General features: G+C 70.2%; 23 protein-coding genes. 10 read left to right on the forward strand and 13 right to left on the reverse strand.

From position 1 onward, the window contains the following. The first annotated feature begins 267 nt into the window (after positions 1 to 267). Positions 268 to 3,258: an alpha-mannosidase gene (locus LCN96_RS36650; RefSeq protein ID WP_225267002.1), complete on the forward strand. Its 2,991-nt coding sequence runs from the start codon at positions 268 to 270 to the stop codon at positions 3,256 to 3,258. Between the two features lie 34 nt (positions 3,259 to 3,292). On the opposite strand, the gene LCN96_RS36655 is transcribed toward LCN96_RS36650, so the two are convergent. Further along, positions 3,293 to 4,474: an ROK family transcriptional regulator gene (locus tag LCN96_RS36655; RefSeq protein ID WP_225267003.1), complete on the reverse strand. Its 1,182-nt coding sequence runs from the start codon at positions 4,472 to 4,474 to the stop codon at positions 3,293 to 3,295. Positions 4,475 to 4,551: 77 nt separating this feature from the next. Here LCN96_RS36655 and LCN96_RS36660 point away from each other — a divergent pair, with 77 nt between their 5' ends. The 3 genes from LCN96_RS36660 to LCN96_RS36670 are packed head-to-tail and all read left to right on the forward strand — an operon-like array spanning position 4,552 to position 7,645. Next, on the forward strand, positions 4,552 to 5,913 hold the full coding sequence (locus LCN96_RS36660; RefSeq protein WP_225267004.1) for an extracellular solute-binding protein: 1,362 nt from the start codon (positions 4,552 to 4,554) through the stop codon (positions 5,911 to 5,913). Continuing rightward, positions 5,910 to 6,827, forward strand: coding sequence for a carbohydrate ABC transporter permease (locus LCN96_RS36665; protein WP_225267005.1), 918 nt, complete (start codon positions 5,910 to 5,912; stop codon positions 6,825 to 6,827). The genes LCN96_RS36660 and LCN96_RS36665 overlap by 4 nt, the downstream gene beginning before the upstream one ends. After that, complete coding sequence (locus tag LCN96_RS36670) at positions 6,824 to 7,645, forward strand: carbohydrate ABC transporter permease (protein WP_225267006.1); 822 nt, start codon at positions 6,824 to 6,826, stop codon at positions 7,643 to 7,645. The genes LCN96_RS36665 and LCN96_RS36670 overlap by 4 nt, the downstream gene beginning before the upstream one ends. Before the next feature lie 18 nt (positions 7,646 to 7,663). Here the strand turns inward: LCN96_RS36670 and LCN96_RS36675 are convergent, their stop codons facing one another. The 4 genes from LCN96_RS36675 to LCN96_RS36690 all read right to left on the reverse strand — a co-directional run bounded on the left by LCN96_RS36675 (position 7,664) and on the right by LCN96_RS36690 (position 12,290). Then, a complete protein-coding gene (locus LCN96_RS36675; protein ID WP_225267007.1) occupies positions 7,664 to 7,864 on the reverse strand; it encodes a hypothetical protein in 201 nt (66 codons plus the stop codon). Between the two features lie 520 nt (positions 7,865 to 8,384). Continuing rightward, positions 8,385 to 9,434 (reverse strand): hypothetical protein, encoded by a 1,050-nt coding sequence (locus LCN96_RS36680; RefSeq protein ID WP_225267008.1) that lies wholly within the window; start codon positions 9,432 to 9,434, stop codon positions 8,385 to 8,387. A 285-nt stretch (positions 9,435 to 9,719) separates the two neighbouring features. Next, positions 9,720 to 10,535 carry a maleylpyruvate isomerase family mycothiol-dependent enzyme gene (locus LCN96_RS36685; protein WP_225267009.1) on the reverse strand — a complete coding sequence of 272 codons (816 nt, stop codon included), beginning with the start codon at positions 10,533 to 10,535 and terminating at the stop codon, positions 9,720 to 9,722. Positions 10,536 to 10,676: 141 nt separating this feature from the next. Continuing rightward, the gene (locus LCN96_RS36690; RefSeq protein ID WP_225267010.1) at positions 10,677 to 12,290 is read right to left on the reverse strand and encodes an endo-1,4-beta-xylanase; all 1,614 of its coding nucleotides are present in this window, start codon (positions 12,288 to 12,290) and stop codon (positions 10,677 to 10,679) included. A 305-nt stretch (positions 12,291 to 12,595) separates the two neighbouring features. Between LCN96_RS36690 and LCN96_RS36695 the strand changes: the two genes are divergently transcribed. The 6 genes from LCN96_RS36695 to LCN96_RS36720 all read left to right on the forward strand — a co-directional run bounded on the left by LCN96_RS36695 (position 12,596) and on the right by LCN96_RS36720 (position 17,475). Next, positions 12,596 to 14,257 (forward strand): class I adenylate-forming enzyme family protein, encoded by a 1,662-nt coding sequence (locus LCN96_RS36695; RefSeq protein WP_225267011.1) that lies wholly within the window; start codon positions 12,596 to 12,598, stop codon positions 14,255 to 14,257. A 59-nt stretch (positions 14,258 to 14,316) separates the two neighbouring features. Next, entirely contained in the window at positions 14,317 to 14,484 is a 168-nt protein-coding gene (locus LCN96_RS36700; RefSeq protein ID WP_225267012.1) for a hypothetical protein, read from the forward strand. Positions 14,485 to 14,778: 294 nt separating this feature from the next. Continuing rightward, a complete protein-coding gene (locus LCN96_RS36705) occupies positions 14,779 to 15,075 on the forward strand; it encodes a hypothetical protein (RefSeq protein ID WP_225267013.1) in 297 nt (98 codons plus the stop codon). 142 nt (positions 15,076 to 15,217) lie between these two features. Then, positions 15,218 to 15,625 (forward strand): hypothetical protein, encoded by a 408-nt coding sequence (locus LCN96_RS36710; protein ID WP_225267014.1) that lies wholly within the window; start codon positions 15,218 to 15,220, stop codon positions 15,623 to 15,625. A gap of 73 nt (positions 15,626 to 15,698) precedes the next feature. Further along, on the forward strand, positions 15,699 to 16,052 hold the full coding sequence (locus tag LCN96_RS36715) for a nuclear transport factor 2 family protein (RefSeq protein ID WP_225267015.1): 354 nt from the start codon (positions 15,699 to 15,701) through the stop codon (positions 16,050 to 16,052). Between the two features lie 100 nt (positions 16,053 to 16,152). Further along, positions 16,153 to 17,475, forward strand: coding sequence for an MFS transporter (locus LCN96_RS36720; RefSeq protein WP_225267016.1), 1,323 nt, complete (start codon positions 16,153 to 16,155; stop codon positions 17,473 to 17,475). 305 nt (positions 17,476 to 17,780) lie between these two features. On the opposite strand, the gene LCN96_RS36725 is transcribed toward LCN96_RS36720, so the two are convergent. The 8 genes from LCN96_RS36725 to rpmI form a co-directional block, all read right to left on the reverse strand. Then, positions 17,781 to 18,524, reverse strand: coding sequence for a metallophosphoesterase family protein (locus LCN96_RS36725; RefSeq protein ID WP_225267017.1), 744 nt, complete (start codon positions 18,522 to 18,524; stop codon positions 17,781 to 17,783). A 61-nt stretch (positions 18,525 to 18,585) separates the two neighbouring features. Next, entirely contained in the window at positions 18,586 to 18,819 is a 234-nt protein-coding gene (locus LCN96_RS36730) for a hypothetical protein (protein ID WP_225267018.1), read from the reverse strand. 410 nt (positions 18,820 to 19,229) lie between these two features. Further along, positions 19,230 to 21,782 carry a phenylalanine--tRNA ligase subunit beta gene (locus LCN96_RS36735; RefSeq protein ID WP_225267019.1) on the reverse strand — a complete coding sequence of 851 codons (2,553 nt, stop codon included), beginning with the start codon at positions 21,780 to 21,782 and terminating at the stop codon, positions 19,230 to 19,232. Further along, positions 21,782 to 22,822 carry a phenylalanine--tRNA ligase subunit alpha gene (pheS, locus tag LCN96_RS36740; RefSeq protein WP_225276142.1) on the reverse strand — a complete coding sequence of 347 codons (1,041 nt, stop codon included), beginning with the start codon at positions 22,820 to 22,822 and terminating at the stop codon, positions 21,782 to 21,784. The genes LCN96_RS36735 and pheS overlap by 1 nt, the downstream gene beginning before the upstream one ends. Positions 22,823 to 22,953: 131 nt before the next feature. Then, positions 22,954 to 24,045, reverse strand: coding sequence for a sensor histidine kinase (locus tag LCN96_RS36745; RefSeq protein WP_225267020.1), 1,092 nt, complete (start codon positions 24,043 to 24,045; stop codon positions 22,954 to 22,956). A 50-nt stretch (positions 24,046 to 24,095) separates the two neighbouring features. After that, positions 24,096 to 24,899, reverse strand: a complete 804-nt coding sequence (locus LCN96_RS36750; protein ID WP_225267021.1) for a TrmH family RNA methyltransferase — start codon at positions 24,897 to 24,899, stop codon at positions 24,096 to 24,098. 74 nt (positions 24,900 to 24,973) lie between these two features. After that, the gene (gene rplT / locus LCN96_RS36755) at positions 24,974 to 25,357 is read right to left on the reverse strand and encodes a 50S ribosomal protein L20 (protein ID WP_043622113.1); all 384 of its coding nucleotides are present in this window, start codon (positions 25,355 to 25,357) and stop codon (positions 24,974 to 24,976) included. Positions 25,358 to 25,384: 27 nt separating this feature from the next. Further along, on the reverse strand, positions 25,385 to 25,579 hold the full coding sequence (gene rpmI / locus LCN96_RS36760) for a 50S ribosomal protein L35 (protein ID WP_090761693.1): 195 nt from the start codon (positions 25,577 to 25,579) through the stop codon (positions 25,385 to 25,387). Between the last annotated feature and the right edge of the window lie 28 nt (positions 25,580 to 25,607).

The raw sequence follows: 25,607 nt of genomic DNA on the forward strand, positions 1-25,607 counted from the left end.
CTCCGTGCCATAGGGTCACGAGGCGTGAACCGGGATGAGTTCTGGTACGTGGTGGAGAAGGCTGGCGGCGACGGAGGGGGCGGCCGCCTGCCGGGGTGAGCTGTGGAGTGGACGAGAATCGCGAGGGGCCGTGGCCGGAGGGGCTGCCGCGCGCCCCGGCTGGCCGGGCTCTTCCTGCATCGGCTGCGGTGATCCGTTGCCCTCGCGCCGACAGCGTGCCTAACGTGCTGTTGGCCACTGCCTGACTGATATGAGGAGCCCTGCCTGATGCATGACGACCGCAACCTGGTCGAAGCCCGGCTGAAGCGCGTGCTGAACGAGCGGATCCGCCCGGCGATCCACCCGGAGTCCGTCCCCCTGGAGGTGGCCGTCTGGCACGCCCCGGACGAGCCAGTGCCGGTGGCCGAGGGCCTGGCGGCCGTGCCGGAGCCGATCGCGGTGGGTCAGGCGTGGGGCGCACCGTGGGGGACGAGCTGGTTCACCGTCACCGGCACCGTCCCGATGGAGTGGGGCGGCCGGATCGTGGAGGCGATCCTGGATCTCGGCTTCGACGAGGACAAGCCGGGCTTCCAGTGCGAGGGGCTCGTCTACCGGCCCGACGGCACGCCGGTCAAGGGGCTCAACCCGCGCAACCAGTGGGTACGGATCGGCGAGCCGGTCGAGGGCGGCGAGGAGGTGCGGCTGCACGTCGAGGCCGCGTCCAACCCGGTCATCCTGGGCCACAACGCGTTCCAGCCGACGCTGATGGGCGACAAGGAGACGGCCGGCTCCGACCCGCTGTACCGGCTGACCCGGATGGACCTGGCCGTCTTCGACAAGACGGTGTGGGAGCTGGTGATGGACCTGGAGGTGCTCGGCGAGCTGATGCTGGAGCTGCCGGTCGACAGCGGCCGCCGCTGGGAGCTGCTGCGTGCCGTGGAGCGGGCGCTGGACGCGGTGGACCTGCAGGACGTCGGCGGCACCGCGGCGGCGGCCAGGGCGGAGCTGGCCGGGGTGCTGGCCGCGCCGGCCGCGCCGTCGGCGCACCGGATCAGCGCGGTCGGGCACGCGCACATCGACTCGGCGTGGTTGTGGCCGCTGCGCGAGACCGTGCGCAAGGTGGCGCGCACGACGTCCAACATGACCGCGCTGCTGGAGGACGAGCCGGACTTCGTGTTCGCGATGTCGCAGGCCCAGCAGTGGGCGTGGGTCAAGGAGCACCGGCCCGAGGTGTGGGCGAAGGTGACCAAGGCGGTGGCGGCGGGCAGGTTCGTCCCGGCGGGCGGCATGTGGGTGGAGTCCGACACGAACATGCCCGGCTCCGAGGCCATGGCCCGGCAGTTCGTGCACGGCAAGCGGTTCTTCATCGACGAGTTCGGCGTGGACAACGAGGAGGTGTGGCTGCCCGACACGTTCGGGTTCGCGGCCGGGCTGCCGCAGATCATCAAGGCGGCCGGGTCGAAGCGGCTGCTCACGCAGAAGATCTCGTGGAGCCAGACGAACACGTTCCCGCACCACACGTTCCTGTGGGAGGGCATCGACGGGACGCGGATCTTCACCCACTTCCCGCCGGTCGACACCTACAACTGCTCGATGCAGGGCAGGGAGCTGGCGCACGCGGCCCGCAACTTCAAGGACAAGGGCGTGGCCCGCCACTCCCTGGCCCCGACGGGCTGGGGCGACGGCGGCGGTGGCACGACGCGGGAGATGATCGCCAAGGCGGCCCGGGTGCGTGACCTGGAGGGCTCCCCGATGGTCAGGTGGGAGACGCCTGCGGAGTTCTTCGCCAAGGCCGAGGCCGAGTACCCGCAGCCGCCCGTGTGGGTCGGCGAGCTGTATCTGGAGCTGCACCGCGCCACGCTGACCAGCCAGGCCAAGACCAAGCAGGGCAACCGGCGCAGCGAGTCGCTGCTGCGCGAGGCCGAGCTGTGGGCCGCGACGGCGGCGGTGCGCGCGGGCGCCCCCTACCCGTACGAGCGGCTCGACCGGATCTGGAAGACGGTGCTGCTGCACCAGTTCCACGACATCCTGCCGGGGTCGTCGATCGCCTGGGTGCACCGGGAGGCGCGCAGGACGTACGAGATGGTGGCGCGCGAGCTGAACGAGATCATCGACGGCGCCCAGCGGGCGCTGGCGGGGGACGGCCCGGGAGAGCTGGTCTTCAACGGCGCCCCGCACGCCCGCCACGGCGTCCCCGCGGGCGGCGCGGCCCTCGCCGCCCGGCGCTCCGCCACGGCGGCGCGCCCGCGCGAGGGCGGCGGCTTCGTGCTGGAGGACGAGCGGCTCCGGGTGGAGATCGACGGGCGCGGGCTGGTCGTGTCGGCCTTCGACCTGAGGGCCGGCCGCGAGACGATCGCGCCGGGACGGGCGGCGAACCTGCTCCAGCTGCACCAGGACTTCCCCAACAAGTGGGACGCCTGGGACGTGGACGAGTTCTACCGCCGCACGGTCACCGACCTCACCGAGACCGGCGGCCTCCGGCTGGACGGCGGCACGGTCGTGATCGAGCGCTCGTTCGGCCACTCGAAGGTTACCCAGCGGCTCACGCTCGGGGAGGGGCGGCTGGAGATCGACACCGAGGTCGACTGGCACGAGACGGAGAAGTTCCTCAAGCTGGCCTTCCCGCTGGACGTGCGGGCCGACCGGTACGCCGCCGAGAGCCAGTTCGGCCACGCCTTCCGCGCCACCCACACGAACACGAGCTGGGAGGCGGCCAAGTTCGAGGCGTGCAACCACCGTTTCGTGCACGTGGAGGAGCCGGGCTGGGGCGTGGCGGTGGTCAACGACTCCACCTACGGCCACGACGTGACCCGCGAGGTGGACGAGCGCGGCACGACCACGACGCTGCGCGTCTCGCTGCTGCGCGCCCCGCGCTTCCCCGACCCGGAGACCGACCAGGGCACGCACCGCTTCCGGCACGCGCTGGTGCCGGGCGCGGCGATCGGCGACGCGGTGCGCGAGGGGTACTTCATCAACCTGCCCGAACGCCGCGTCCCCGGCGCGGCCCCGGTGGAGCCGCTGGTCACGGTGGACGACGACGCCGTGGTGGTGACGGCGGTGAAGCTGGCCGACGACGAGAGCGGCGACGTGATCGTCCGCTTCCACGAGTCGCGCGGCGGCCGGGCGAAGGCGACCCTGCGGGCCGGCTTCCCCGTCGCCGAGGTCGTGCCGACGGACCTGCTGGAGCGGCCCACGGGCGAGCCGCGCGGCCAGGGAGGTGAGATCCCCGTGTCGCTGCGGCCGTTCGAGCTGGTCACGCTCCGGCTCAAGCGCGGCTGACCGCTGAGCAGCGTGCCAAGGCGAGTCCATACAGCTAGCCGCTGAGCAGCGTGCCCAGGCGGGGCGCGTAGGTGGCGTGGAAGACCAGCGAGGCCGCGCCGATCGCCGCCGCGTCGGCGGCGATCGGCGAGGTCTCCACCCGGACCCGGTGCAGCCGCCTGGCCAGCGGCCGCTCCGACACGGCCCGCGCGATCACCTCCCGGTAGATCTCCCCGACCTCCCGCAGCGCGGGCCCGCCGAGCACGAGCAGGTCGATGTCCAGCATGTTCACCACGCTCACGGCGGCGTCGGCGAGCCGCTGCGCCACCCGCTCGATCACCCGGCGGGCCGCCGGCTCGCCGCGCGCCGCCGCCGCGCAGATGGCGGCATGGTCGGCGCCGGTGCCCAGCGCGGCCTCGATGGCGCTGGGGCAGCAGACGGCCTCCACGCACCCCCGGTTGCCGCAGTAGCACGCGGGCCCCTCCGGCTCCACGGTGATGTGCCCGAACTCGGCGGCGTTGAGCGAGCTGCCCCGGTAGACCTGGTTGTCCAGGATCAGCCCGCCGCCGATCCCGGTGCCGAGGTAGAGGTAGGCCAGGCCGGGGGCGGAGCGCGCGATGCCCGCCCAGCGCTCGCCGATGGCCGCCGCCGTGGCGTCGTTGTCCACGGTCACGGGGAAGTGGGTGTACTCCTGCAGCAGCCCCTTGATCGGCACCCGGTCCCAGCCGGGCAGCCGCGGCGGCGAGACCATCACGCCGTCGGCGTCCAGCGGCCCCGGGCAGGCCAGCCCCACGCCGAGCACCTTGCCGTCGGGCACCCCTGCCTCCCGCAGGATGCCGCGCGCCGCCCCGGCCATCGTGCGGATGACCGCGTCCGGCCTGTCCTCCGGGCGCAGGGGCAGGTGCAGCCGGGCGACGGGGCTGCCCGCCAGGTCGGCGAGCACGCACGACAGCTCCTGCGGGTCGAAGTGCACGCCGACCGCGTAGCCGGCGCGGGCGTCCACGCGCAGGATCGTGCGCGGCTTGCCGCCGTTCGACGGCGCGGAGCCGTCCTCGACGACCAGGCCCTCCTCCAGCAGCCTGCGCACGATCACCGACACGGCCTGGGCGGTGAGCCCCGTCACGGCGGCGATCTGCACCCGGCTGATCCCGTCGGAGGCCTGGATGGCCTCCAGCACGACGGCGCGGTTGTAGCTGCCTACCTTGGGCAGGTTCGTGCCCTGCTGCATGTGAGCCATGTCACCACAGAGTGTTGACTTAGTAAATCAAAAAGATTTACGTTCTCGTCAACCCAAGGAAACAAGGGGAGGCAGTGATGAGAGGTGCCCTGGCCGGTTCCCTGGCGTTGTTGACAGCGCTGACAGCAGCAGGTTGCGGTGGCGGCGGCACGCAGGAGGCGTCCGGAGCCAAGGAACTCGAAGTCCTCTACAAGGTCGAGCCGACGTGGCCGCATCTGGAGAAGATGCTCGGCGACGCCAAGAAGCAGTACGAAGCCGCCCATCCCGGTGTCACCGTCAAGCTGACCCCGGTGCAGGGCAACAACGAGGCCTACTACACCAAGCTGGCGCTGCTCAACCGCTCCCCGGACTCGGCGCCCGACGTCTACCTCCACGACACCTTCCAGGTCAACGCGGACGTCGCGGCGGGCAAGCTGGCCCCGCTCGACGACTACCTGGCCAAGTGGCCCGACTGGGACAGCCAGTTCCCCGACTCGGTCAAGCAGGCCGCCAAGGGCGTCGACGGCAAGATCTACGGCGTGCCGATCAGCACCGACACGCGTGGCCTGTGGTACCACAAGGACGTCTTCGCCAAGGCCGGCCTGCCCGTCCCGTGGGAGCCGAAGACCTGGGACGACATCCTGACCGCGGCCCGGGCGATCAAGCAGAAGGTGCCGGACGCCGTCCCGTTCAGCATGTACTCCACGAAGATCCACGGCGAGGCGGCGACCATGCAGGGCTTCGAGATGCTCCTGTACGGCACCCCCGGCGGCACCCTCTACGACGAGACGCAGCAGAAGTGGGTGGCCGGCGGCAAGAACTTCACCGACGCCCTGACCTTCGTCAACACCATCTATCGCGAGGAGCTCGGCCCCAAGCAGGCCGACGCGCACAACGCCAAGCTCGCCGACAAGGTCAACCTGGAGTGGTTCCCCGCGGGCAAGGTGGGCATCTCGCTCGACGGCGCCTGGACGGCGGCGGCCTGGAAGCCGACCAGCACCAAGCCGTGGCCGCAGTGGCAGCAGAAGATCGGCTGGACGGCCATGCCCACGCAGAACGGCGAGGAGCCGGGCGCGGTGAGCATGTCGGGCGGCTGGGTGATGGCGATGAGCTCCTACGCCAAGCTCAAGCAGGAGGCGTTCGACTTCATCGCGGTGGCCACCAACAAGGAGAACTCGCTGACGTACTCCGTCAGCACCGGTGACCTCGCCCCGCGCAAGGACGTCGCGGCCGACCCGAAGTACACCGCCGACAACCCGAGCGTGAAGTTCTTCACGGACCTGGCCGAGGTGACGCACTACCGGCCGGCGTTCGAGGCGTACCCCAAGGTGTCGGCGCAGGTCCAGGAGGCCCTGGAGGCGGTCACCACCGGCTCGCGCAGCCCTGAGGAGGCCACCGCCGCCTACGCCGAGGCGCTGCCGGCGGCCGTCGGGGGCGCCGGCAAGGTCCTGGCCCGATGACGGTCGCCACTGCCCCGGCCTCCGCCGTGACGGGCACGCCGGCGGGCGGCCCGCCACGGCGGCGGCGGGTCCTGCGCTGGCTGCTGCCGATGGCCCCCGCGCTGGTGCTGCTGGCGCTCTTCCTGGCGGGGCCGATCCTGTGGAGCGTCTACATCGCCTTCACCAACGAGACCCTGACCGGCTCGGCCTCGGTGAACTCCAGCTTCGTGGGCCTGGACAACTTCGCCAGGATGTTCGGCGACCCGAACTTCGTCAACTCCTTCCTGCTCACGTTCGTCTTCGTCATCGGCTCGGCCGTGATCGGCCAGAACACCCTCGGCCTGATCATCGCCCTGCTCCAGCGGGGGCGCGGCCGGGTGACGCGCAGCGTGGTCAACGGCGTGGTCATCGGCGCCTGGGTGATGCCCGAGATCGTGGCGGCCGTCTGCTGGTTCTCCTTCCTGGCCGAGGACGGCACGCTGAACACGGTGCTCGGCATCTCGCAGGAGTGGCTCTACACCGCCCCGATGCTCGCCGTCATCCTGGCCAACGTCTGGCGCGGCACCGCGTTCTCGATGCTGGTGTACTCGGCCGCGCTGTCGGAGGTGCCGCCCGACCTGGTGGAGGCGGCGGCCGTGGACGGGGCGAGCCCGCTGCGGCGGCTGCTGCACATCACGCTGCCGCTGATCCGCCGCTCGATCATGTCCAACCTCATGCTGATCACCCTCCAGACGCTGGCCAGCTTCGGCCTCATCTACGCCCTGACCGGCGGCGGCCCCGGCACGGCCAGCCAGACCACCCCGCTCTACATGTACGAGCAGGCCTTCCGCTACTTCGAGATCGGCTACGGCTCGGCCATCGCGCTGGTCATGCTGGTCATCGGCGCCCTGTTCTCCCTCGTCTACCTGCGCCTGATCAAGGTGGAGGACGCATGACCCGGATCGCCGCCAGGGGCGCGGCCCTGCTGTCGCTGCTCGTCATCACGCTGGCCTTCCTCGGGCCTTTCCTGTGGGTGCTGATCTCCTCGGTGCAGCCGGAGGCCGCCCTCTCCGCCGCCCCGACGGCCACCTTCTCCCTGGACAACTTCAAGGCCGTGCTGACCTGGGAGACGCTCTTCCTGCCGCTGATCAACTCCATCGTCATCTCCGGCTCCACGGCCGTGCTCACAGTGCTGGTGGCGGGACTGGCCGCGTACCCGCTGTCGCGTTACCAGCTCCGCTACCGCCGCCACTTCATGCTGACCCTGCTGTTCACGACGGGCCTGCCGGTGACGGCGATCCTCGTCCCCGTCTACGCGATGTTCTTCCGGTTCAACCTGTACGGCTCCGTGCCCGCGATGGTGCTCTTCCTGACGGCCAGCTCGCTGCCGTTCTCGATCTGGATGATGAAGAACTTCATGGACGGGGTGCCGGTCAGCCTGGAGGAGGCCGCCTGGGTGGACGGCGCCGGCTGGGTGCAGTCGCTGCGGGCCGTGGTGGGGCCGCTGATGGCGCCGGGGATCGCGGTGGTGGCCATCTTCGTGTTCGTGGGGCAGTGGGGGAACTTCTTCGCGCCGTTCGTACTGCTGGACACGCCGGACAAGCAGCCGGCGGCCGTCACCATCTACACCTTCTTCTCACAGTACGGGCAGGTGGCGTACGGGCAGCTGGCCGCGTTCTCGGTGCTCTACACGGCGCCGGCGGTGGTGTTGTACGTGGCGGTCAACAAGTATCTGGCGGGGTCGTTCAACTTCGGCGGCTCGGTGAAGGGTTAGCACCGCGCCGATGGGGCTTCACCCCCGGCTTCTGTCCATCAAGCGCTGCAACGCACGGACACGGACGAGCGAGGTGGGATGGAGTTCCTCGGAGGTGGTCTGCCTGAGCCTGCCCACGACGATCCAGCAGACATTCCCCAGCCGAGCTTCGACGGTCGCCGACATGAGCATGAACTGGTCGCAGCTCACCTCATGCGCTGCCAGGCCGAACTCCTCCATGACGCCTCGCTTGGCGGCCTGGTGCAACACTTCGCCGTGGTGTCGCAGATCTGCGGGGTCGAGTCCTTCCTCAAGGGAGAGACTCCAGGTTCCCGGGTGGAAGGGGGTGTGCTGTTGCGACGGGTCAGCACGACGTCGCCGTCTCTCGTGGCCAGGCCGACATGCACGGCGGCCATGTCGGGCAGCGCCCGTCGGGCCCTTGCGCGCAGGATCGCGGCCTGGTGGGAGACGGTGCGTGCAGGATCTTCCTGAGATCGACACGAGGGACACCTTGGCGTCGTCCCGTTCGCCGGCATGGTGTCGAGCCCAGGCAACTCGAGCGTTCTCGATCTCGTCATCGTTGAGCCAGCGATGACTGACCACATCGACCGCATAGGCGCGGGGCAGGAGCCCGGCCGACTCCCAGACGGGAATGATGGGACCGCCTGTGACACCCACGGGTGCATCGTTTCATACGCGTCCGCTCGCCGCCGCGACGTGACCTCGTGCGCCCCCAGGGCGCCCGGGTGCTGGCGTCACATCAGGACTTCAGAAGTCCGCCCAGCTGCAACATGGCAGACAGATTGCCCATGTCGGCCGCCTTGTAGCTCAGGAGGATCCGCTCTCCGAACTCATGCCGAAGCGAAGTGGTGCTGTCCGCTGACAAGAAGTATCTGACATCGGCGAGACTCGTCCAGGAATAGTACTCGCCTTTGACGGAGTTCGCTTGCCCGATGAAGGCCGTGCCCGCCACCCCGCCTCTTCCGGTGAGGCATGCCACAATCAGATCCCGCAACGCTTCCATGTGATCCCAGGAGGAGGGCGGATTGTGCTCCCTGGCGACCTGGTCGGCAAGTCGGAGCGCCTCCTTCTCCTGACCGACGGCGGCGGCCATCAAGCCCACGACCAACCTCGCACCTTGGGCAGTGACGCCTTGAAGCTGGATATCCGCCTGTGCCGCCTGGAACGACTCCGAGAGATCACCTTCCTTTGCGTAGAGCCTGTAGAGCACCGCAAGCGGGGGCACTACCAGTTGGTCCGATCCAGAAGGTTGCCGCGACCAGAGCTGCAACCAGGCGTCCTGCTTCGAGTGGCGTGCGCGGGCAAGTGACGTGATCGAGCGCTCGAGATAGGAGATGTACCGACGGGTGTCCAGACCCAGGTGATATCGCGTGTAAGCCAGATTCGCGACGGCTACGGGTTTCCACCAGGTTTCCTGAATCGACGGTATCTGGTGGAACAGATTGAGCGCGTCGTTGAACTGCCCGTCCCACACAGCCGCACACGCAACGTTGTTGAGCCATCGGGCGAACTCCTCGCTATCCCTCGCAGAATGGCGAAGAATGTCTTCCAGACCGACCTGATAGGCTTCCGGATAGCGCTCCGAGTCGAACAGGAAGAAGAAATAGTCGATACTGTTACGGAGATCTTCCGTCTTGGTCCAATTGAACGAGGCAATGTTCCCCAGAGTGCCTCCGAGGACGGCGAGCGTCGTGGCCGCGATCGCCCCGATGAAGGCGCGACGCGTTTTGAGCAGGGTCAATCCGGTTGAGTCGGCAGTGTCGTCCGGAGCGGGAGCCGCCTTCTCCACGGGCCGAGTCGCCTCCGGCGATATCGCTCGGGCCGGCGCCCTGGACGGAGCATTTCGCCCAACAGGCACGCTGCGTCGCATCTGACCCTTTCTGGAACGACGCTTCTTCTTTCGCCCCAACTACATCATCTCCATCAGAAGATCGCCTGAAGTCTCGGCATACCTCCTGAACGCTCAACAATCGCCGCAGGTTCCTTTTCGCCATTGCGGATCTATTGATATACGGCCCTGCTCGGTGACCCGTCGGCGCCCTCGACCGACAGGTCACAAATCCGCAGGGCAGCGTCAGATGCGGAAGAACAGGTTCAGGTACCGATCGGCGACCCCCAGATCACCGCGCACCGTCCCCGCGTTGCTCCGCCCGAACGTCGTGAGCACCATGCTCCCGGCATCGAACTCGATCACCGCCGGCAGCCCCTCCAGGCCACCCGGCTCGTACGTCATCCCCTGCGAGCCCACCGAGACCCGGAAGTCACCCCCGTTGACCCCACCGACCCGGATCCCGATCTCGAACGGCGTCAGATCGGCCCCCTGCCGGATCGTGGACTGCCACAGCACGAACATGAACGGCACCAGCAGATCGGCCGCCTCCCCCGGCAGCCCGTGCGCGCGCCCGCTCCCCTGCCGGATGTCCCACGAGTGCACCGCGTAGTCCATGAGCTGGCCCGCCGCGTAGAAGTAGGCCGGCAGCGGCCCCATGTAGAAGTGCGGGACGGTCAGCCCGGCCCACTCGGGCTCGGCGAGCCCCCGCAGGATCTGCTGCATCCGCTCGAAGTCGGTCCTGAGCCGGTCGAGCAGTTCCTTCTGCGGGACCCCGCGCAGCGCCAGGGCCTGGGAGTTGACCCGGTCGCCCATCCCGGGCAGCCCGTACGCCGTCCCGGGGTCACCGCCGCGCCGGGCGACGTCGAAGGCGGCGAAGTACCCTTCGGTCGTGTCGACGAGGTGCGCGACGACGTCGCGCGTCGTCCAGCCCGTGCAGGCGGTCGGTGCCTCCCAGGCGTCCTCCGGCTCGGCCAGCGCGAACAAGCGCTCGGCCTCCTGGCGGACGACTCGCAGGATCGTGTCCTTTCCCGCGTACGAGGTGGCATCCCATTCGTTCATGCCGTTCACCTCCTACGGCGAACGACAGTCCTCGACGGTTCACATGTCAATGTTCCAGGCGGAGAGAATCCCCTGGGGCGGGTGCCGATGCCGGGCGGGCAGGCGGGCAGGCCCCAGGGGATCCCCGATCAGGCGCCCGGATCAGGCACAGGTGTAGCCCGACGGCGTCTGCGTGTTGCCGTTCGGGCGGTTGACCTGGAAGCCGAACGTGGTGCTGGCGTTCGGTGCCAGGTTGCCGTTGTAGGCGGCGTTCCTGGCGGTGACGGTCTGGCCGCTGACGGTCAGGGCGGCGTTCCACGACCCGGCGAGCGTGTGGCCGGCGGGCAGCGTGAACGTGACGGTCCAGCCGGTGATCGCCGACGAGCCGCTGTTGGTGACGGTGACGGGCTGGACGACGTAGCCGTTGTTCCACTGCGTCTGCACGGTGCCCACGGCGGTGCATCCGCCACCCACGGGGCCGGACTGCGTGGTGAACGTGGCCAGCGCGGAGTTCGCCGAGAGGTTCCCGGCTCCGTCACGGGCGCGGACGTACACCTGGTACTGGGTGTTCGGGGTCAGCCCGGTGAGGTTGATGGAGTTGCTCGTGCTCTGGCCGAGCTGCGTGTCGGTCGTCCCCTGCTCGCGGTAGACGTTGTAGCCCGCCAGGCCGCTGCCGCCGCTGTCGGTGGAGGCGGTCCAGGTCAGCGTGGCGGAGTTGGACGTCACGTTGCTCGCGGTGGGCGTGCCCGGCGTGGTCGGCGGGGTCGGGTCGGTGGTGGTGCCGCCCGCCAGCGCGTCGTGCACGGCGGTGTAGGACGGCTTCTGCTGGTAGTTCTCGTCGTAGATCAGCGCTGCGCCCTCGCCGGGGAACGTGTCCGGCACCCAGGAGTACCTGTCGGTGAAACCCCAGATCGTCACGCCGGCGCAGGCGGTGACGGCGTTGCAGGCGTTGATCACGTTGCGGTAGTAGGTGGCCTGGGTGGTGTCCTTGCTGGTGCTCCTGGGCATCTGCATGCGCACGTCCAGCTCGGTGACGCGCACCTGGACGCCGAGGTCGGCGAAGCGCTGCATGTTCTGCTGGATGTCGCTGGGGAAGCCGTACTGGATGGCGAGGTGGCCCTGGAAGCCCACGCAGTCCACCGGCACGCCCTGCTGGCGCAGCGACGAGACCAGGTTGTACATCGCGGTGCTCTTGGCGTTGATGCCCTCGACGTTGTAGTCGTTGATGCACAGCCGGGCGTTGGGGTCGGCGGCGCGGGCGGCGCGGAAGGCGTCGGCGACGAAGCTCTGGCCGAGCGTGTTGTACCAGAACGAGCTGCGCCAGCCACCGTTCTCGTCGAAGATCTCGTTCACCACGTCCCACGACACCACGGCGGCGTTGCTGGCGTAGCGGCCGACGAGCTGGCTGATGTGGTTCTGCATCGCCGTACGCATCGCGCTGGCGCTCAGGCCCTGCACCCACCCGGGGGTCTGGCTGTGCCACACGAGGGTGTGGCCGTGGACCTGCTGGTTGTTCTGGGTGGCGAAGTTGACGATGGCGTCGGCGCCGGAGAAGTTGAACTGGCCCTGGCTGGGCTGGACGGTGTCCCACTTCATCACGTTCTCGGCGGTCACCTGGCTGAACTCCGTGGCCGCGATGTTGCGGTAGGCGGTCTCGTTGGCCAGCGGGCTGGTGGCGAGCGCCGTACCGATGAACTTGCTCCTCGCGGCGGCGTGCGTGCGCAGCGGCGCGGACGCTTCGGCCGAGGAGGCGGGCAGGAGGAAGGCTGCGAACATCCCCACTAACGTGAGGAGTCGTAGGAGCGAGGACGAATGCACGGTCATGACCTCCGGATGCAGGCACTCGATTCCGAAAGTTTCGGCCTGCTTCAGGCCGCACGGCAGACGGTATTGACATGCGAATCGCCGGTCAATGGCAAGCTCACAGCGACGCTAAAGCAGCAGTTGGAGAGCAGAAACTATCGGTAGATCAATGAAACTTTCACGTGCCCGGGGTGCTCGATCGACCGTCTAGCGCTACGTACCTACCGGTCGGTACTGTGAAATCTCCGGAATAATCGTCCAATGCGGGAGTTCTGCGTATGTCTCTTTCGCACGCCCAGGTCCAGGCCCAGCTCACCGCCCCCGGCCAGCTCTTCGAGATCGAGGAGATCGGCGACACCGGCGTACGCACGTGGAAGCATGCTCCCGCCCACTTCCGCGCCCTGCTGGAGATGAGCAGGTTCCACGGCGAGAAGGTCTTCCTGGTCTACGAGGACGAGCACATCACGTTCGAGGAGCACTTCCGCCGCGCCGCCACCCTGGCCAACCGCCTGGTCGAGGAGTACGGCGTGGCCAAGGGCGACCGGGTGGCCGTGGCGATGCGCAACTACCCCGAGTGGGTGGTCTCCTTCTCGGCCGTGCTGGCGGCGGGGGCCATCGCCGTACCACTCAACGCCTGGTGGACGGAGGCCGAGCTGGCCTACGGCGTGCGCGACTCCGGAGCCAAGGTGCTGATCGCCGACGGCGAGCGCGCGGTCCGGCTGGCGGCCACGGGCGTGCCGATGATCGTCACCAGGGGCGAGGTGCCGGCGGGGGCGCGGGCGTTCGACGAGCTCCTGGGCGAGGTCGTGGCGGACGTGAAGCTGCCCGACGTCGAGCTGGCCCCGGAGGACCCGGCGACGATCTTCTACACCTCGGGCACGACCGGCAGCCCGAAGGGCGCGCTCGGCAGCCACCGCAACATCGGCCAGTCGCCCATGACGGTCGCGTACGGCCTGATGAAGGCCGTCGCCATGGCCGGCAAGGACGTCGGCGCGGCGGCGGGCACCCGCAGGATCACGCTGCTGACCGTCCCGCTCTTCCACGTGACCGGCTGCTTCTCGGCCATGACGACGACGATGTTCAGCGGCGGCGGCCTGGTGCTGATGTACAAGTGGGACCCCGAGCAGGCGCTGCGCCTCATCGAGCGGGAGCGGGTCACCGCCATGATCGGCGTGCCGACCAACGCCTGGCAGCTCATGTCCCACCCGGACTTCGGCAAGTACGACCTGTCGTCCCTGGCCACCCTCGGCTACGGCGGCGCCCCCGCCCCGCCCAAGCTGCTGGAGCGCATCACCACGAACCTGCCCAACCGCGCCCCCTCCAACGGCTACGGCATGACCGAGACCTCCGCCCTGGCCATCGGCAACGGCGGCGCCGACTACCAGGCCAAGCCCGACAGCATCGGCCTGCCGTCCGCCGTGGTGGACGTGCGCGTGGTGGACCCGATGGGCACCGAGCTGCCGCCGGGCGAGGTCGGCGAGCTGTGCGTGCGCGGCCCGAACGTCATCCTCGGCTACTGGAACAAGCCGGAGGCGACCGCGCAGACGTTCGTCAACGGCTGGCTGCACACCGGCGACCTGGCCAAGATCGACGAAGAGGGCTTCGTCTACATCGTCGACCGCGCCAAGGACATGGTGATCAGGGGCGGCGAGAACGTCTACTGCGCCGAGGTGGAGGCGGCCCTGTTCGAGCATCCGGCCGTGGACGACGCCGCCGTGATCGGCGTGCCCCACGACGAGCTGGGCGAGGAGGTCGGGGCGGTCATCCGGCTGGCGCCCGGCAAGACGGTCACGGCCGGGGAGCTGCAGGCGTTCCTGGCGGAGCGGATCGCCAAGTTCAAGATTCCGGTGCACGTCTGGTTCCGGGAGGGTGAGCTGCCGCGGAACCCTGGCGGGAAGATCCTCAAGACGCATCTGCGGCGGGAGGTTCTGGGCGGCTGAGCCTGATCATCCTCCTGGGGGATCGCTAGGTTGGGCGCCTCCGTCCCCCAGGAGTGCCGGTGCGCCGCTACCGTTTCGGGTGGTTCGCCGCCTTTGTCACTGTCGTTCATCTGGGCGCGGTGTCGGTGCTCGCCGGAGTCGCGTTCGTGGGTGGTGACGGCGAGGGCTTGTGGTGGCTCGTCATCCGGGACGCGCCGCCCCTGCCCGTCTCCCCGGGTGGCTGGTGATCCTCCTGGCGGCGGCGACGGGCGGCTTGCAGGGCTGGGCCTGGTGGCAGGTGCTGTGCGGGCCCCGGCGCGGCGAGCCGCCCGCCGCCGCCCGAAGGCTGCGCGCCCATCCCGGTGAGTCACCTGCCACCGACCGGCAGATGCGCCTGCTGCGCGCCGCCCTCTCCACCTACGCCGCCCTCAGCCTGCTCGGCGCGCCGCTGACCACGGTGACGCAGACGCGGTGGCCGCTCCTCGCGGCCCCAGCCGCGCAACTGGCCGTGGTCTGGCTGCTCTTTCCGCGTCCTGGCCGGGGTGATCCCCCTTTTCGTCCTCCAGGGCGGCAGCGTGTCCCTGCGCCTGGCCTGGCTCGCCCTCGACCTGCCCGTCGGCATCGGCACCCCCGCGATCCTCCTCCTGACCGCCGTCCTGCGCCGCACCCGCCGCCTCCTGCGCGCCACCGTCGCCGCCCTGTTCCTGTCCGCCCTCCTCCCGCTGATCTCGTACGCCGCCCCGCCCCGCCTCACGCACCGCCGCGACCCGTGGCCACCATCCGCCCCCGGCCACGCAGGCGACGGTGTCACCCGCCCAAGTGTCCGACCACCCGTGTGACGGCCCTCACACCACCCCCGTTCCCCCTGCTCAGCACCGAAATCACCACCTCGCATTACCTGGCGCGTAATCGCGGCCCCTACCCCCTGGCTGACATCTTTCAACTGTCAGCACGAACAAGGCCATCTCCAAGGAGCCCGATATGACCGCCCTTACCGTCACCACCGACCGGATGAAGTTCCTGCGCCTGGCGCTGGCCGCGGACGCCGTCGTCACCGGCGGCAACGGGCTGATCTACCTCGCCTTCGCCGGCCCGGTAGGCACCCTGCTCGGCCCGGACGCCGGCCTGCTGCGCGGCATCGGCGTCTTCCTCCTCGTGTACGGCATCGCCGTCGGCCTCCTGGCCACCCGCCGCGAGATCAGCCCCGCCGGCACCAAGGCCGTCATCGCCCTGAACATCATCTGGACCCTGGCCAGCATCGCCGCCGTCGTCACCGGCGCGGCCGGCTTCACCACGATCGGCGCCATCTGGGCCATCGCCCAGGCCCTGGTGGTCGCGCTGTTCGCCGAGCTCCAGATCACCGGCCTGCGCAAGACCCGCACCGCCTGACCCGCACCGCCTGACCCGCACCGCCTGATCCCGAAGCCGTACCCGACCACCCCTCGCAAGGGAGAGCACACCCATGAACCTCATCGACCGCTACATCGCCTGCTGGAACGAGACCGACCCCGAGGCCCGCGCCAAGGCCGTGGCCGAGCTGTGGACCGAGGACGCCACCTACACCGACCCGCTCGCCGACGTCGCCGGCCACGCCGGCATCGCCGCGGTGATCGAGGGCGCGCAGGGCATGTTCCCCGGCCTGGTCTTCACCCCCGGCGACCTCTACGACGCCCACCACCACCTCGCCCGCTTCACCTGGCACCTCGGCCCGGAAGGCGGGGAGCCGGTCGCGGTCGGGTTCGACGTGGTCGAGCTGGCCGAGGACGGCAGGATCAGCAAGGTCCTCGGCTTCCTGGACAAGGTCCCGGCCGCCTGAAGGCCACATCACCACGGCCCTCCGGAACCTCCCGGAGGGCCGTTCTCCTGTCCGAAAACGATTTGCCCAACGGTCAGCGCCTGACGGACAATTTCACTTCGTGCTGCCTGTCGTGAAACGCCTGCTCCGTCACCTTTCGCTGGACTTGAGCCCGCTGCGCGATTCGCGCGACTATCGGCTGCTCTTCAGCTCCGGCGTCATCACGATGTTCGGCACGATGATCACGATGGTCGCGGTGCCGTACCAGATGAAGGAGCTGACGAACTCCTACCTGGCCGTCGGCCTGGTGAGCCTGGCGGAGTTCGTGCCGATGGTGGTGTGCGGCCTGTGGGGCGGTGCCATCGCCGACGCGCTCGACCGCCGCAAGATCATCGCCCTGAGCGAGCTGGGCCTGCTGGTGACCTCCGCGGCCCTGCTGATCAACGCCATGCTGCCCAGCCCGCAGGTCTGGGTCCTGTACGTGGTCGGCGCCCTGTCCACCGGCCTGGGCTCGTTGCAGCGCCCGAGCCTGGAAGCCGTGATCCAGCAGGTGGTCAAGCACGATCAGCAGGCCGCGGCCGCCGTGCTGTCGAGCCTGCGCTGGAACTTCGGCGCCATCGTCGCCCCCGCGCTCGGCGGCCTGCTCGTCACGTGGAGCACCGCCGCCGCCTACGCCCTGGACACGCTGACGTTCCTGGTGTCGTTCGCCCTGCTCTGGCGCGTCCGGTCGATCCCGCCCGCCGAGGACGCCGCGCCCGCGTCGCTGCGGTCGCTGGTCGAGGGCGTGCGGTACGCCGTGAGCCGCAAGGACCTGATGGGCACCTACCTCGTGGACATCGCGGCCATGGTGTTCGCGATGGCCACGTCGCTGTTCCCGTTCCTGGCCGACGAGTTGCACGCGCCGCAGGCACTCGGGCTCCTCTACTCGGCCGCCGCCGTCGGCGCCCTGATCGCCTCGCTCACCGGCCGCTGGACGGCCCGCGTGCAACGCCAGGGGCTCGGCGTGATCGTCGCGGCCGTGCTCTGGGGCGCGGGCGTGGCCCTCACCGGCCTGGCGCCGAACGTCTGGCTGGTCTTCGTCTGCATCGCGCTCGCGGGCGCCGCCGACATGATCAGCGGCATCTTCCGCATGACCATGTGGAACCAGACCATCCCACCGGAGTACCGCGGCCGCCTGGCCGGCATCGAGCTGCTCTCCTACGCCAGCGGCCCCATGCTCGGCAACGCCAGAGCCAGCCTGATGGCCAACTTCGGCGGCACCCGTTTCTCCCTCACCAGCGGCGGCATCCTGTGCGTCGCCGCCGTCGTCGGCCTGGCCGCCGCACTGCCGAAGTTCCTGCACTACGACGCCAGGACGGACGAGCACGCCCTACGCGAGAAGGCCCGCCGCGAAGCCGCCGCCGCAGCGGAAGCCGCCGAGTCGGAGGCCAAGGCCACCACCTGACACAGGCGTCCGGCTACAGGCAGCGCGTGCGCGGGCCGAAGGCAGCATGCGCGGGCCGAAGGCAGCATGCGCGGGCCGAAGGCAGCATGCAGGCCGCAGACAGCGGCACAGGCCGCAGACAGCGGCACAGGCCGCAGACAGCGGCACAGGTCGCAGACAGCGGGGCGCATTGGCAGCAGGCAGCGCGCAGACCGTAGGCAGCGCGCTGGCCGCAGACAGCGGGCGCAAGACAGCGGGCGCAAGACAGCGGGCGCAAGACAGCGGGCGCAAGACAGCGGGCGCGCGGGCCGCAGGCCGTGGACCGCTCAGCCCCTCCCCTCCGCCGCAGCGAACACCCGCAACGCCTCCGCATCGGAGTACACGCCTGTCACATACTCCCCCACCCACTCCTCAATCCCCCCGAACCCACTCCCCTCCCGCAGCCGCTCCCCCACCCACCCGGCATCAAGCGCCGTGCACCGCAACGTCACCGCGCCACTCTCCCCGTCGAGCAACGCCCAATGCGCCCCATACGTCCCGTACGGCATCCCCACCGACCCGGGATTCACCACCCGCACCCGATCGACCAGCCGCACGAACGGCATGTGCGTATTCCCCACCACCACGGTCGCGGCGCTCTCCCCCGCCAGCACCGCACCCCACCGCGCCAGCGAGCTGTCGACCAGGATCACCTCCTCGTCACTGCGCGGCGTCGCATGCACGAACAGGGTCTCCCCCAGCCGCCCCAGCTCCAGCACCTGCCGCTCCGGCAGCCCCGCCAGCAACGCGACCTGGTCCTCGCGCAGCTCCCCGGCCGCCCACTGGGAGACGGCATGATGGCTCACCTTGCCCGCCACCGCCTCGACCAGCTCCCGGTCGGCGTTCCCGCTCACCCACAGGGCCCGCTCCCCCAGCGAGACCAGCAGGTCGAGCGTCTCCACCGGCATCGGCCCCGCGGCCAGGTCACCGGTCAGCACGATCAGATCGGCCCCGGCCACCTCGGGCTCGGCCAGCACGGCTTCGAGCGCGGGCAGCACCCCGTGGATGTCGGAAAGCACGGCGACTCGCATGCCCCTACTCTTCCGCGCCGCGACGCCGCCCGGGCCCGTGTTCGCTAGCCGGGGAAAACCGTCAGCCCGCCTCGCGCCACCCGTCGTACCGCCCGACCAGCTCATCCACCTTGCCCAGCGCCTCGTCGTCCAGCCCTTCAAGCACGACCAGCCACTGCGCGTCCTCGGCGTCGTCCTCACCGGCGAGCGTCTCCCGCACCACCCTCGGCACGCCCAGCTCCGGGAACCATTCGCCGAGCGTCTCGGCGACCTCCTCGGCGTCGTCCCTCTCGACGAAGACGAGCAACTGCGTCATCGACCGCCCTCCGTTTCGTGACGTTCACCAGGCGTGCGCACAACAGGTCGGTGGCGTTCGCGCCATGACTGCCGAAGCGGTGACTGTTGAGACGACACCGCCCTCGCTCCCCGACTGGATCTTCCCGCCGCCCCAGGGCTTCGCGGCAGAGGACCTCCATCGCTTTCCGGGCAGACGCCATCAAGGGCGGAGAGCGGACGTTCTTCCACGCACGTGATGTCCTGCTCCCCGTCGAGGTGGCCTCACCTGAGTCGCGAACCCGCGGCCGTCAGCGCAAGCCGGAGCTCTATGCCCAAGCCGGCATCTCGCCGTCCCTTTCGACATCGACATCGACCTCACCGAGATCGACCACATGTGACGCGAGGGGGACCGGCACGGCATCCACCACACCGGCCCCCCGCGAACCCACGTCACCCGCGCAGCTGAGCCCCCACCCGATCCGCCGCCATGGCCACAGCAGCATCCCGCGCCGCCGTGGTCTCCTCCACGGTCAACGTCCGATCGGCAGCCCGGAACCGCATCGAGTAGGCGAGCGACTTGTTCCCCTCACCCACCTGCGCCCCCGCGTACACATCGAACAGCCGGATCGACTCCAGCAGCTCCCCGGCCCCGTCGCGCAGCGCCGCCTCCACGTCGGCCACCGGCGTGAAGTCGGGCACGATCAGCGCGACGTCCTGCGTGGCCACCGGGTAGGCCGACACCGACGGTGTCTGCACCGGCCCCGGCATGACGGCCTCCAGCCGGGTCAGCTCCAGCTCCATGGCCGCCGTGCGCGCGGGCAGCCCGTAGGCCTCGATCACCCGCGGATGCAGCTCACCGGCATGCCCCACCAGCGTGTCGCCCACGTAGAGGGCGGCGCACCGGCCGGGGTGCCAGGGCTCGTGCTGGTCGGCGCTGATGGACAGCTCCACCCGCGCCTCGGCCGCCACCAGGCGGGCGGCCTGCACCGCGTCGGCCCAGGAGGCCGCGCGGCCGGCGCCCCACCAGCCGGACCGCTCGAACTCGCCGGCCAGCACCACCGCTACCCGCAGCGGCTGGTCGGGCAGCGCCGCCTCGATGGAGGCGACCTCCTCGGCGGTCGGCCTGCGCTCGACGCCGAGCACGGGGGCCGCCTCGGGCGCGCTCGGGCGGGGCCGGTAGACCGAGCCCGTCTCGAAGATCGCCACGTCGGTGAAGCCGCGCCCGACGTTGCGCACGAGGGTCTTGAGCAGCCCCGGCAGCAGCGTCGTGCGCATCAGCGGCTCGTCCTCGGACAGCGGGTTGGCCAGCCGTACGGCCGCGCGCCTGGCGTCGTCGGCGGGCAGCAGCAGCCGGTCGAAGTCGTCGCCGCTGATGAACGGGTAGCTGAGCACCTCGACGTAGCCGCCCTCGGCCAGCGCCCGGCCGACGCGCCTGCGCAGCCGCTGGCCCTCGGTGAGGCCGGCGCCGGCGGGGGCGGAGGGCAGCACCGACGGGAGGCTCTCGTAGCCCTCCAGCCGGATGACCTCCTCGGCCAGGTCGTTGGGGTCGGTGAGGTCGGGACGCCAGGACGGCGGCGTCACCGTGATCATGTCGTCGCCGGTGACGGCCAGCTTGGCCGCCAGCGCACCGCCGGTCACGACGCCGGTGGGGGCCACGCCGCCCTTGCGCACGGCCGGGTCGTCGCCCTCGGCCACCACGCAGCCGACCTGCTCCAGCCGCGCGATGACGGTGTCGCGGGAGTACTCGACGCCCGCCACCCGGCTCGGGTAACCGGCCGGGATCGCGATGCGCGCGGGCTCCACCTCGACCTCGGCGTGCGTGACGCCGGGCTGCACGGTGGCGCCGCCCAGCTCGGCCAGCAGCCGCACGGCCCGCCAGGAGGCGACCAGCGGCAGCTCGCGGTCCACGCCGCGCTCGAACCGCTTGGAGGCCTCCGACACCAGCCCGTGCCGGCGTGACTCGCGGGAGATGCCGGTCGCGGAGAAGTGCGCGGCCTCGATGACGATCTCGGTGGAGACGTCGGAGATCTCGGTCTCCAGCCCGCCCATCGTGCCCGCCATCGAGATCGGCCCCGACTGGTCGGTGATGAGGATGTCGTCGGGGTCGAGCTCGCGTACGACGTGGTCGAGGGTCTCCAGCCGCTCGCCGGCCACGGCCCGCCGCACGACGATCTCGCCGCGCAGCTTCGAGCGGTCGAACGCGTGCAGCGGCTGGCCCAGCTCCAGCATCAGGTAGTTGGTGATGTCGACGGCCAGCGACACGGGACGCATGCCGGCCCGCGTCAGGCGTACGCGCATCCACAGCGGGCTCTGCGCGGCCGGGTCGAAGCCGCTCACCTCGCGCAGCACGAACCGGTCGCACGCCGTCGGGTCGGCGATGAAGGCCGGCCAGGCGGGCGCGCTCTCTGCTGGTAGCTCGACGTCGGCGGGGTCGCGGAAGGCCACCCCGAACGCCGTCGCGGCCTCGCGCGCCACGCCTCGGATCGACAGGGCGTAGCCGATGTCGGGCGTGATCTCCAGCTCGATCACGTCCTCGCGCAGCCCGAGCAGCTCGACCACGTCGGTGCCGATCGGCGTGCCGGCGGGCAGCACCATGATGCCGTTGTGGTCGTCGCCCAGGCCGAGCTCGCGCTCGGAGCAGATCATGCCCTCGGACATGCGCCCGTACGTCTTGCGCGCCCCGACCTCGAACCCGCCGGGCAGCACGCCGCCGGGCAGCACGACGGGCACGCGGTCGCCGGCCACGAAGTTGGTGGCGCCGCAGACGATCTCGCGCGGGGTGGCCTCGCCCACCTCGACCTTGCAGTGCCTGATCGGCTTCTTGAAGCCGGTCAGCTCCTCGATCTCGAGCACCTCGCCGACCACGACGTTCTTGACGTCGTAACCGTGGGAGGTGATCGACTCGAGCTTGAGCCCGGCCGCGGTCAGCTTGTCGGCCACCTCGTGCGCGGTGACCGCCGGGAGATCGACGTACTCCCGCAGCCAGGAGAGCGGGACCTTCATCAGATCTCCAATCCGAACGGGAGGGTGAAGCGGATGTCGCCTTCGACCATGTCACGCATGTCGTCGGCGTTGTGGCGGAACATCAGCGTCCGCTCGATGCCCATGCCGAACGCGAAGCCGGAGTAGCGCGCGGGGTCCACGCCGCACGCGATGAGCACGCGCGGGTTGACCATGCCGCAGCCGCCCCACTCGATCCAGCCCTCCGACTTGCAGGTGCGGCAGGGCGGGTTGCCGGGGATCGCCGAGGCGCCGCGGCAGACGAAGCACTTGAGGTCCATCTCGGCGGACGGCTCGGTGAACGGGAAGTAGTTCGGCCGGAAGCGGGTGGTGATGCCCTTGCCGAACATCACCTCGGCGAACCGGTCGAGCGTGCCCTTGAGGTGGGCCATGGTCAGGCCCTCGTCCACGGCCAGGCCCTCGGTCTGGTGGAAGACCGGGGTGTGGGTGGCGTCGAGCTCGTCGGTGCGGAACGTCTTGCCCGGCGAGATCACGTACACCGGCAGCTCGCGCTGGAGCAGCGCGCGGACCTGCACCGGCGAGGTCTGCGTGCGCAGCACCATGCCGGAGTCGGTGGAGCCGACGAAGAAGGTGTCGTGGTCGGAGCGGGCCGGGTGGTCCTTGGCGATGTTGAGGGCGTCGAAGTTGAACCACTCGCCTTCGAGCTCCGGCCCCTCGGCCACCTCGTAGCCCATGGCCACGAACGCGTCGGCGATGCGCTCCTGCAGGGTGGTCAGTGGGTGGCGGGCGCCGCGCGGGCGGCGGTCCCACGGCAGGGTGACGTCGACGGTCTCCTCGACGAGCACCCGCGCGTCGCGCTCGGCCTCGAGCTCGGCCTGGCGCGCGGCCAGCGCCTCGTTGATCGCCTTGCGGGCGCCGCCGACCCGCTTGCCCGCCTCGGCGCGGGCGGCCGGGGGCAGGGCCCCGATCTCACGGTTGGCCAGGGCGATGGGCGAGCGGTCGCCCGCGTGCGCCAGCCTGGCCTGCTTGAGTGCGTCGAGGTCGCCGGCCGCCTTGATCGCCGCGATGGCGTCGGCCTCCATCCGGGACAGCTCGTCGGCATGCAACGGTGTCACCTCGACGGGATCGTAGTCAGACAAGAGTGGGCTCCGTATCCAGGGCTTGAGCGGAAAAGAGTCTAGTGGGGCCCGCCCACCGGGCCCGCATTCGGCAACTAGACGCTGGCGAAGTCGGGCGTGCCGGTGGGCACGGTAAATCGGAACTCCGCCCCGCCCTCGGGCGCGCGCTGCACCGTGATCGTGCCACCGTGTGCCTCGACCAGGCCCTTCACGATGAACAGGCCCAGCCCGGTGCCGCCGCGGCGACGGCTGTTGCCGCCCCGCCAGAACTGCCTGAAGACGCGCGGGGCCAGCTCGGGCTCGATGCCCTCGCCCTCATCGCGCACCGACACGGCAACTCCCCATCCGACGGACTCGATCTCTATTGTCACAGTGCCGCGCCCGTGACGCAGCGCGTTTTCCACCAGGTTACCCAGGATCTGGTCGATCTTGTCCTGGTCGAGCCACATCTCGGGCAGGTCGTCGCCCACGAGCAGCCGGAACCGGTCCTCCGCCTCGCCGGCCGCCACCCGGCCCGCGATCAGCCTGCGGGCCCTGGCCGGCAGGTCGACGACCTGGCGGCGCACCTCCAGCCGCCCGGACTCGATGCGCGAGACGTCGAGCAGCTCGGTGATGAGCCGGGTGACGCGGTCGGCGTCGTTGTTGACGGTCTCGAGCATGACGCGCTTCTGCTCGTCGGTGAAGCGGGTCCACTTGGCCAGCAGCGTCGCGGTGAAGCCCTTGACGCTGGTCAGCGGCGAGCGCAGCTCGTGGGCCACGGTGGAGACCAGGTCGGCGCGGCTGCGCTCCAGCCGGGTGCGGGCGCCGCCGTCGCGCAGGGTGATCGTGACGCGCTCGACCTCGCCGGCGCGCTCGGGCTCGCGGACGAGCCTGGCCGCCACGTACAGCTCCTGGCCGCCGGGCAGGTGCAGGGGCCGCTCCGGGGCCCGGCTCCTGGTGCGCAGCCCGCCCTCGGGGTCGAGCGCCTTCCACCAGTCGCGCCCGTCGTGGTCGCGGAAGGGGAACACGTCGTTCATGTGCCGGCCGACCGCGCGCTCCATGGCGACGCCGGTGAGCCGCGCCGCGGCGCGGTTGACGGCCAGGACGCACCCATATCGGTCGGTCACGATGAGGCCGTCGGGGAGATCGTCGATGGCTATCGTGCACGCGGCGGCCACAACTCGCCCGTCGGTGTCTGCGCCGTGCACGACCTCGCCTCCTCCGCCTACAACGCCGACAATAGCGGGTTTCCGGCCGCCTAGGGCACTCGCTGAGCCCTGGCAGAGGAGTAAAGGCATACCGCCGCGGCGGTGGCCAGGTTCAGGCTTTCAGCCTGTCCGTAGATGGGCACTCTGACCACATCGTCCGCCTCGGCGAGTATCTCCTCCGGCAGTCCCCAGGCCTCGTTGCCGAAGATCCACGCGGTGGGTCCGGAAAGATCGACATCGTCGAGCGTGTGCTTGCCCGCGCCGTCGGCCGCCAGCACGCGCAGGCCCCGCTCCCTCAGTTGACGCACGGCGGCGCCCACCGGTGCACCGATCGTGACGGGCAGATGGAACAGGCTGCCGACGCTGGCGCGCACGCACTTGCCGTTGTACGGATCCACGGAGGCGTCGGTGAAGATCACCGAGTCGGCCCCGGCGGCGTCGGCGGCCCGCATCACGGTGCCCGCGTTGCCCGGGTCGCGCACGTGCGCGAGCACCGCGACCAGCCGCGGCTCGCCGCTCAGCGCCTGCTCCAGCGGCACGTGCACGAGCCTGCAGACGGCCACCAGCCCTTGCGGGGTCACGGTCTGGGACAGCTCGGACATGACCTCGCCGCTGGCCCGGTGGACCGGGATGCCCTTGTCCGCGGCCTCGCTGACGAGCTCGGGGTGGCGCAGCTCCGCCTCGGCCGTGGTGAACAGCTCCACCGCCACGTCGTCGAGCTTGAGCGCCTCGCGTACGGCCTGCGGCCCCTCCGCCAGGAACTTCCTGTCCTGCTCGCGGAAGGCGCGCTTGGTGAGCCGCCTGGCGGCCTTCACCCGCGGCGACCTGACGTTGGTCAGCTCGGACCCGGCCAAAACTTCCCCCACTCGTTCAGACAGCAACAAAGGGCCCACCGGCATCGGTGGGCCCCTCGGTCAGATCGACCGCTTCAGCTCGCGGCCGGAGCGTTCACGTTCGCCGGCAGCGCCTTCTTGGCGGCCTCGACGAGCGTGGCGAAGGTCTGGCTGTCGTTCACCGCGAGGTCGGCCAGGATCTTCCTGTCGACCTCGATGTTGGCCAGGCGCAGACCCTGGATCAGGCGGTTGTAGGTCATGCCGTTCTGACGAGCGGCGGCGTTGATGCGCTGGATCCACAGACGACGGAAGGCGCCCTTACGGTCCTTGCGGTCCCGGTAGGCGTACGTCATCGAGTGGAGCATCTGCTCCTTGGCCTTGCGGTAGAGACGCGACCGCTGGCCACGGTAACCGCTCGCCCTCTCGAGAACGACCCTGCGCTTCTTCTTGGCGTTGAGCGCCCGCTTCACGCGTGCCATTTTTCTTCTCCCCGGGGAAAGTTCGCGCTACTTGGCGAGCAGCTTCTTGATCTTCTTGGAATCGGCGTCGGAAAGGACGACCTCGTTCTTGAGACGGCGCGTCAGCGTGGACGACTTCCACTCGTTGTAGTGCGCGCGGTTGGCACGGCGACGCTTGATCTTGCCGGTGCCGGTGACCCGGAACCGCTTCTTCGCACCGCTGTGCGTCTTCATCTTCGGCATGTCGCCGTCTCTCCTCGTTTCGGTCGTG

Source organism: Nonomuraea gerenzanensis, from assembly GCF_020215645.1.
Classification (GTDB): Bacteria; Actinomycetota; Actinomycetes; order Streptosporangiales; family Streptosporangiaceae; genus Nonomuraea; species Nonomuraea gerenzanensis.

What these genes read in the sequence shown, in the direction of transcription:
- LCN96_RS36650 (WP_225267002.1), top strand. Translation starts at nt 268, where the DNA reads ATGCATGACGACCGCAACCTGGTCGAAGCCCGGCTGAAGCGCGTGCTG.
- LCN96_RS36735 (WP_225267019.1), bottom strand. Translation starts at nt 21,782, where the DNA reads ATGAAGGTCCCGCTCTCCTGGCTGCGGGAGTACGTCGATCTCCCGGCG.
- pheS (WP_225276142.1), bottom strand. Translation starts at nt 22,822, where the DNA reads ATGGAGGCCGACGCCATCGCGGCGATCAAGGCGGCCGGCGACCTCGAC.
- LCN96_RS36725 (WP_225267017.1), bottom strand. Translation starts at nt 18,524, where the DNA reads ATGCGAGTCGCCGTGCTTTCCGACATCCACGGGGTGCTGCCCGCGCTC.
- LCN96_RS36730 (WP_225267018.1), bottom strand. Translation starts at nt 18,819, where the DNA reads ATGACGCAGTTGCTCGTCTTCGTCGAGAGGGACGACGCCGAGGAGGTC.
- LCN96_RS36670 (WP_225267006.1), top strand. Translation starts at nt 6,824, where the DNA reads ATGACCCGGATCGCCGCCAGGGGCGCGGCCCTGCTGTCGCTGCTCGTC.
- LCN96_RS36710 (WP_225267014.1), top strand. Translation starts at nt 15,218, where the DNA reads ATGACCGCCCTTACCGTCACCACCGACCGGATGAAGTTCCTGCGCCTG.
- LCN96_RS36685 (WP_225267009.1), bottom strand. Translation starts at nt 10,535, where the DNA reads ATGAACGAATGGGATGCCACCTCGTACGCGGGAAAGGACACGATCCTG.
- LCN96_RS36660 (WP_225267004.1), top strand. Translation starts at nt 4,552, where the DNA reads ATGAGAGGTGCCCTGGCCGGTTCCCTGGCGTTGTTGACAGCGCTGACA.
- LCN96_RS36665 (WP_225267005.1), top strand. Translation starts at nt 5,910, where the DNA reads ATGACGGTCGCCACTGCCCCGGCCTCCGCCGTGACGGGCACGCCGGCG.
- rplT (WP_043622113.1), bottom strand. Translation starts at nt 25,357, where the DNA reads ATGGCACGCGTGAAGCGGGCGCTCAACGCCAAGAAGAAGCGCAGGGTC.
- LCN96_RS36675 (WP_225267007.1), bottom strand. Translation starts at nt 7,864, where the DNA reads ATGGAGGAGTTCGGCCTGGCAGCGCATGAGGTGAGCTGCGACCAGTTC.
- LCN96_RS36655 (WP_225267003.1), bottom strand. Translation starts at nt 4,474, where the DNA reads ATGGCTCACATGCAGCAGGGCACGAACCTGCCCAAGGTAGGCAGCTAC.
- LCN96_RS36695 (WP_225267011.1), top strand. Translation starts at nt 12,596, where the DNA reads ATGTCTCTTTCGCACGCCCAGGTCCAGGCCCAGCTCACCGCCCCCGGC.
- LCN96_RS36690 (WP_225267010.1), bottom strand. Translation starts at nt 12,290, where the DNA reads ATGTTCGCAGCCTTCCTCCTGCCCGCCTCCTCGGCCGAAGCGTCCGCG.
- LCN96_RS36715 (WP_225267015.1), top strand. Translation starts at nt 15,699, where the DNA reads ATGAACCTCATCGACCGCTACATCGCCTGCTGGAACGAGACCGACCCC.
- rpmI (WP_090761693.1), bottom strand. Translation starts at nt 25,579, where the DNA reads ATGCCGAAGATGAAGACGCACAGCGGTGCGAAGAAGCGGTTCCGGGTC.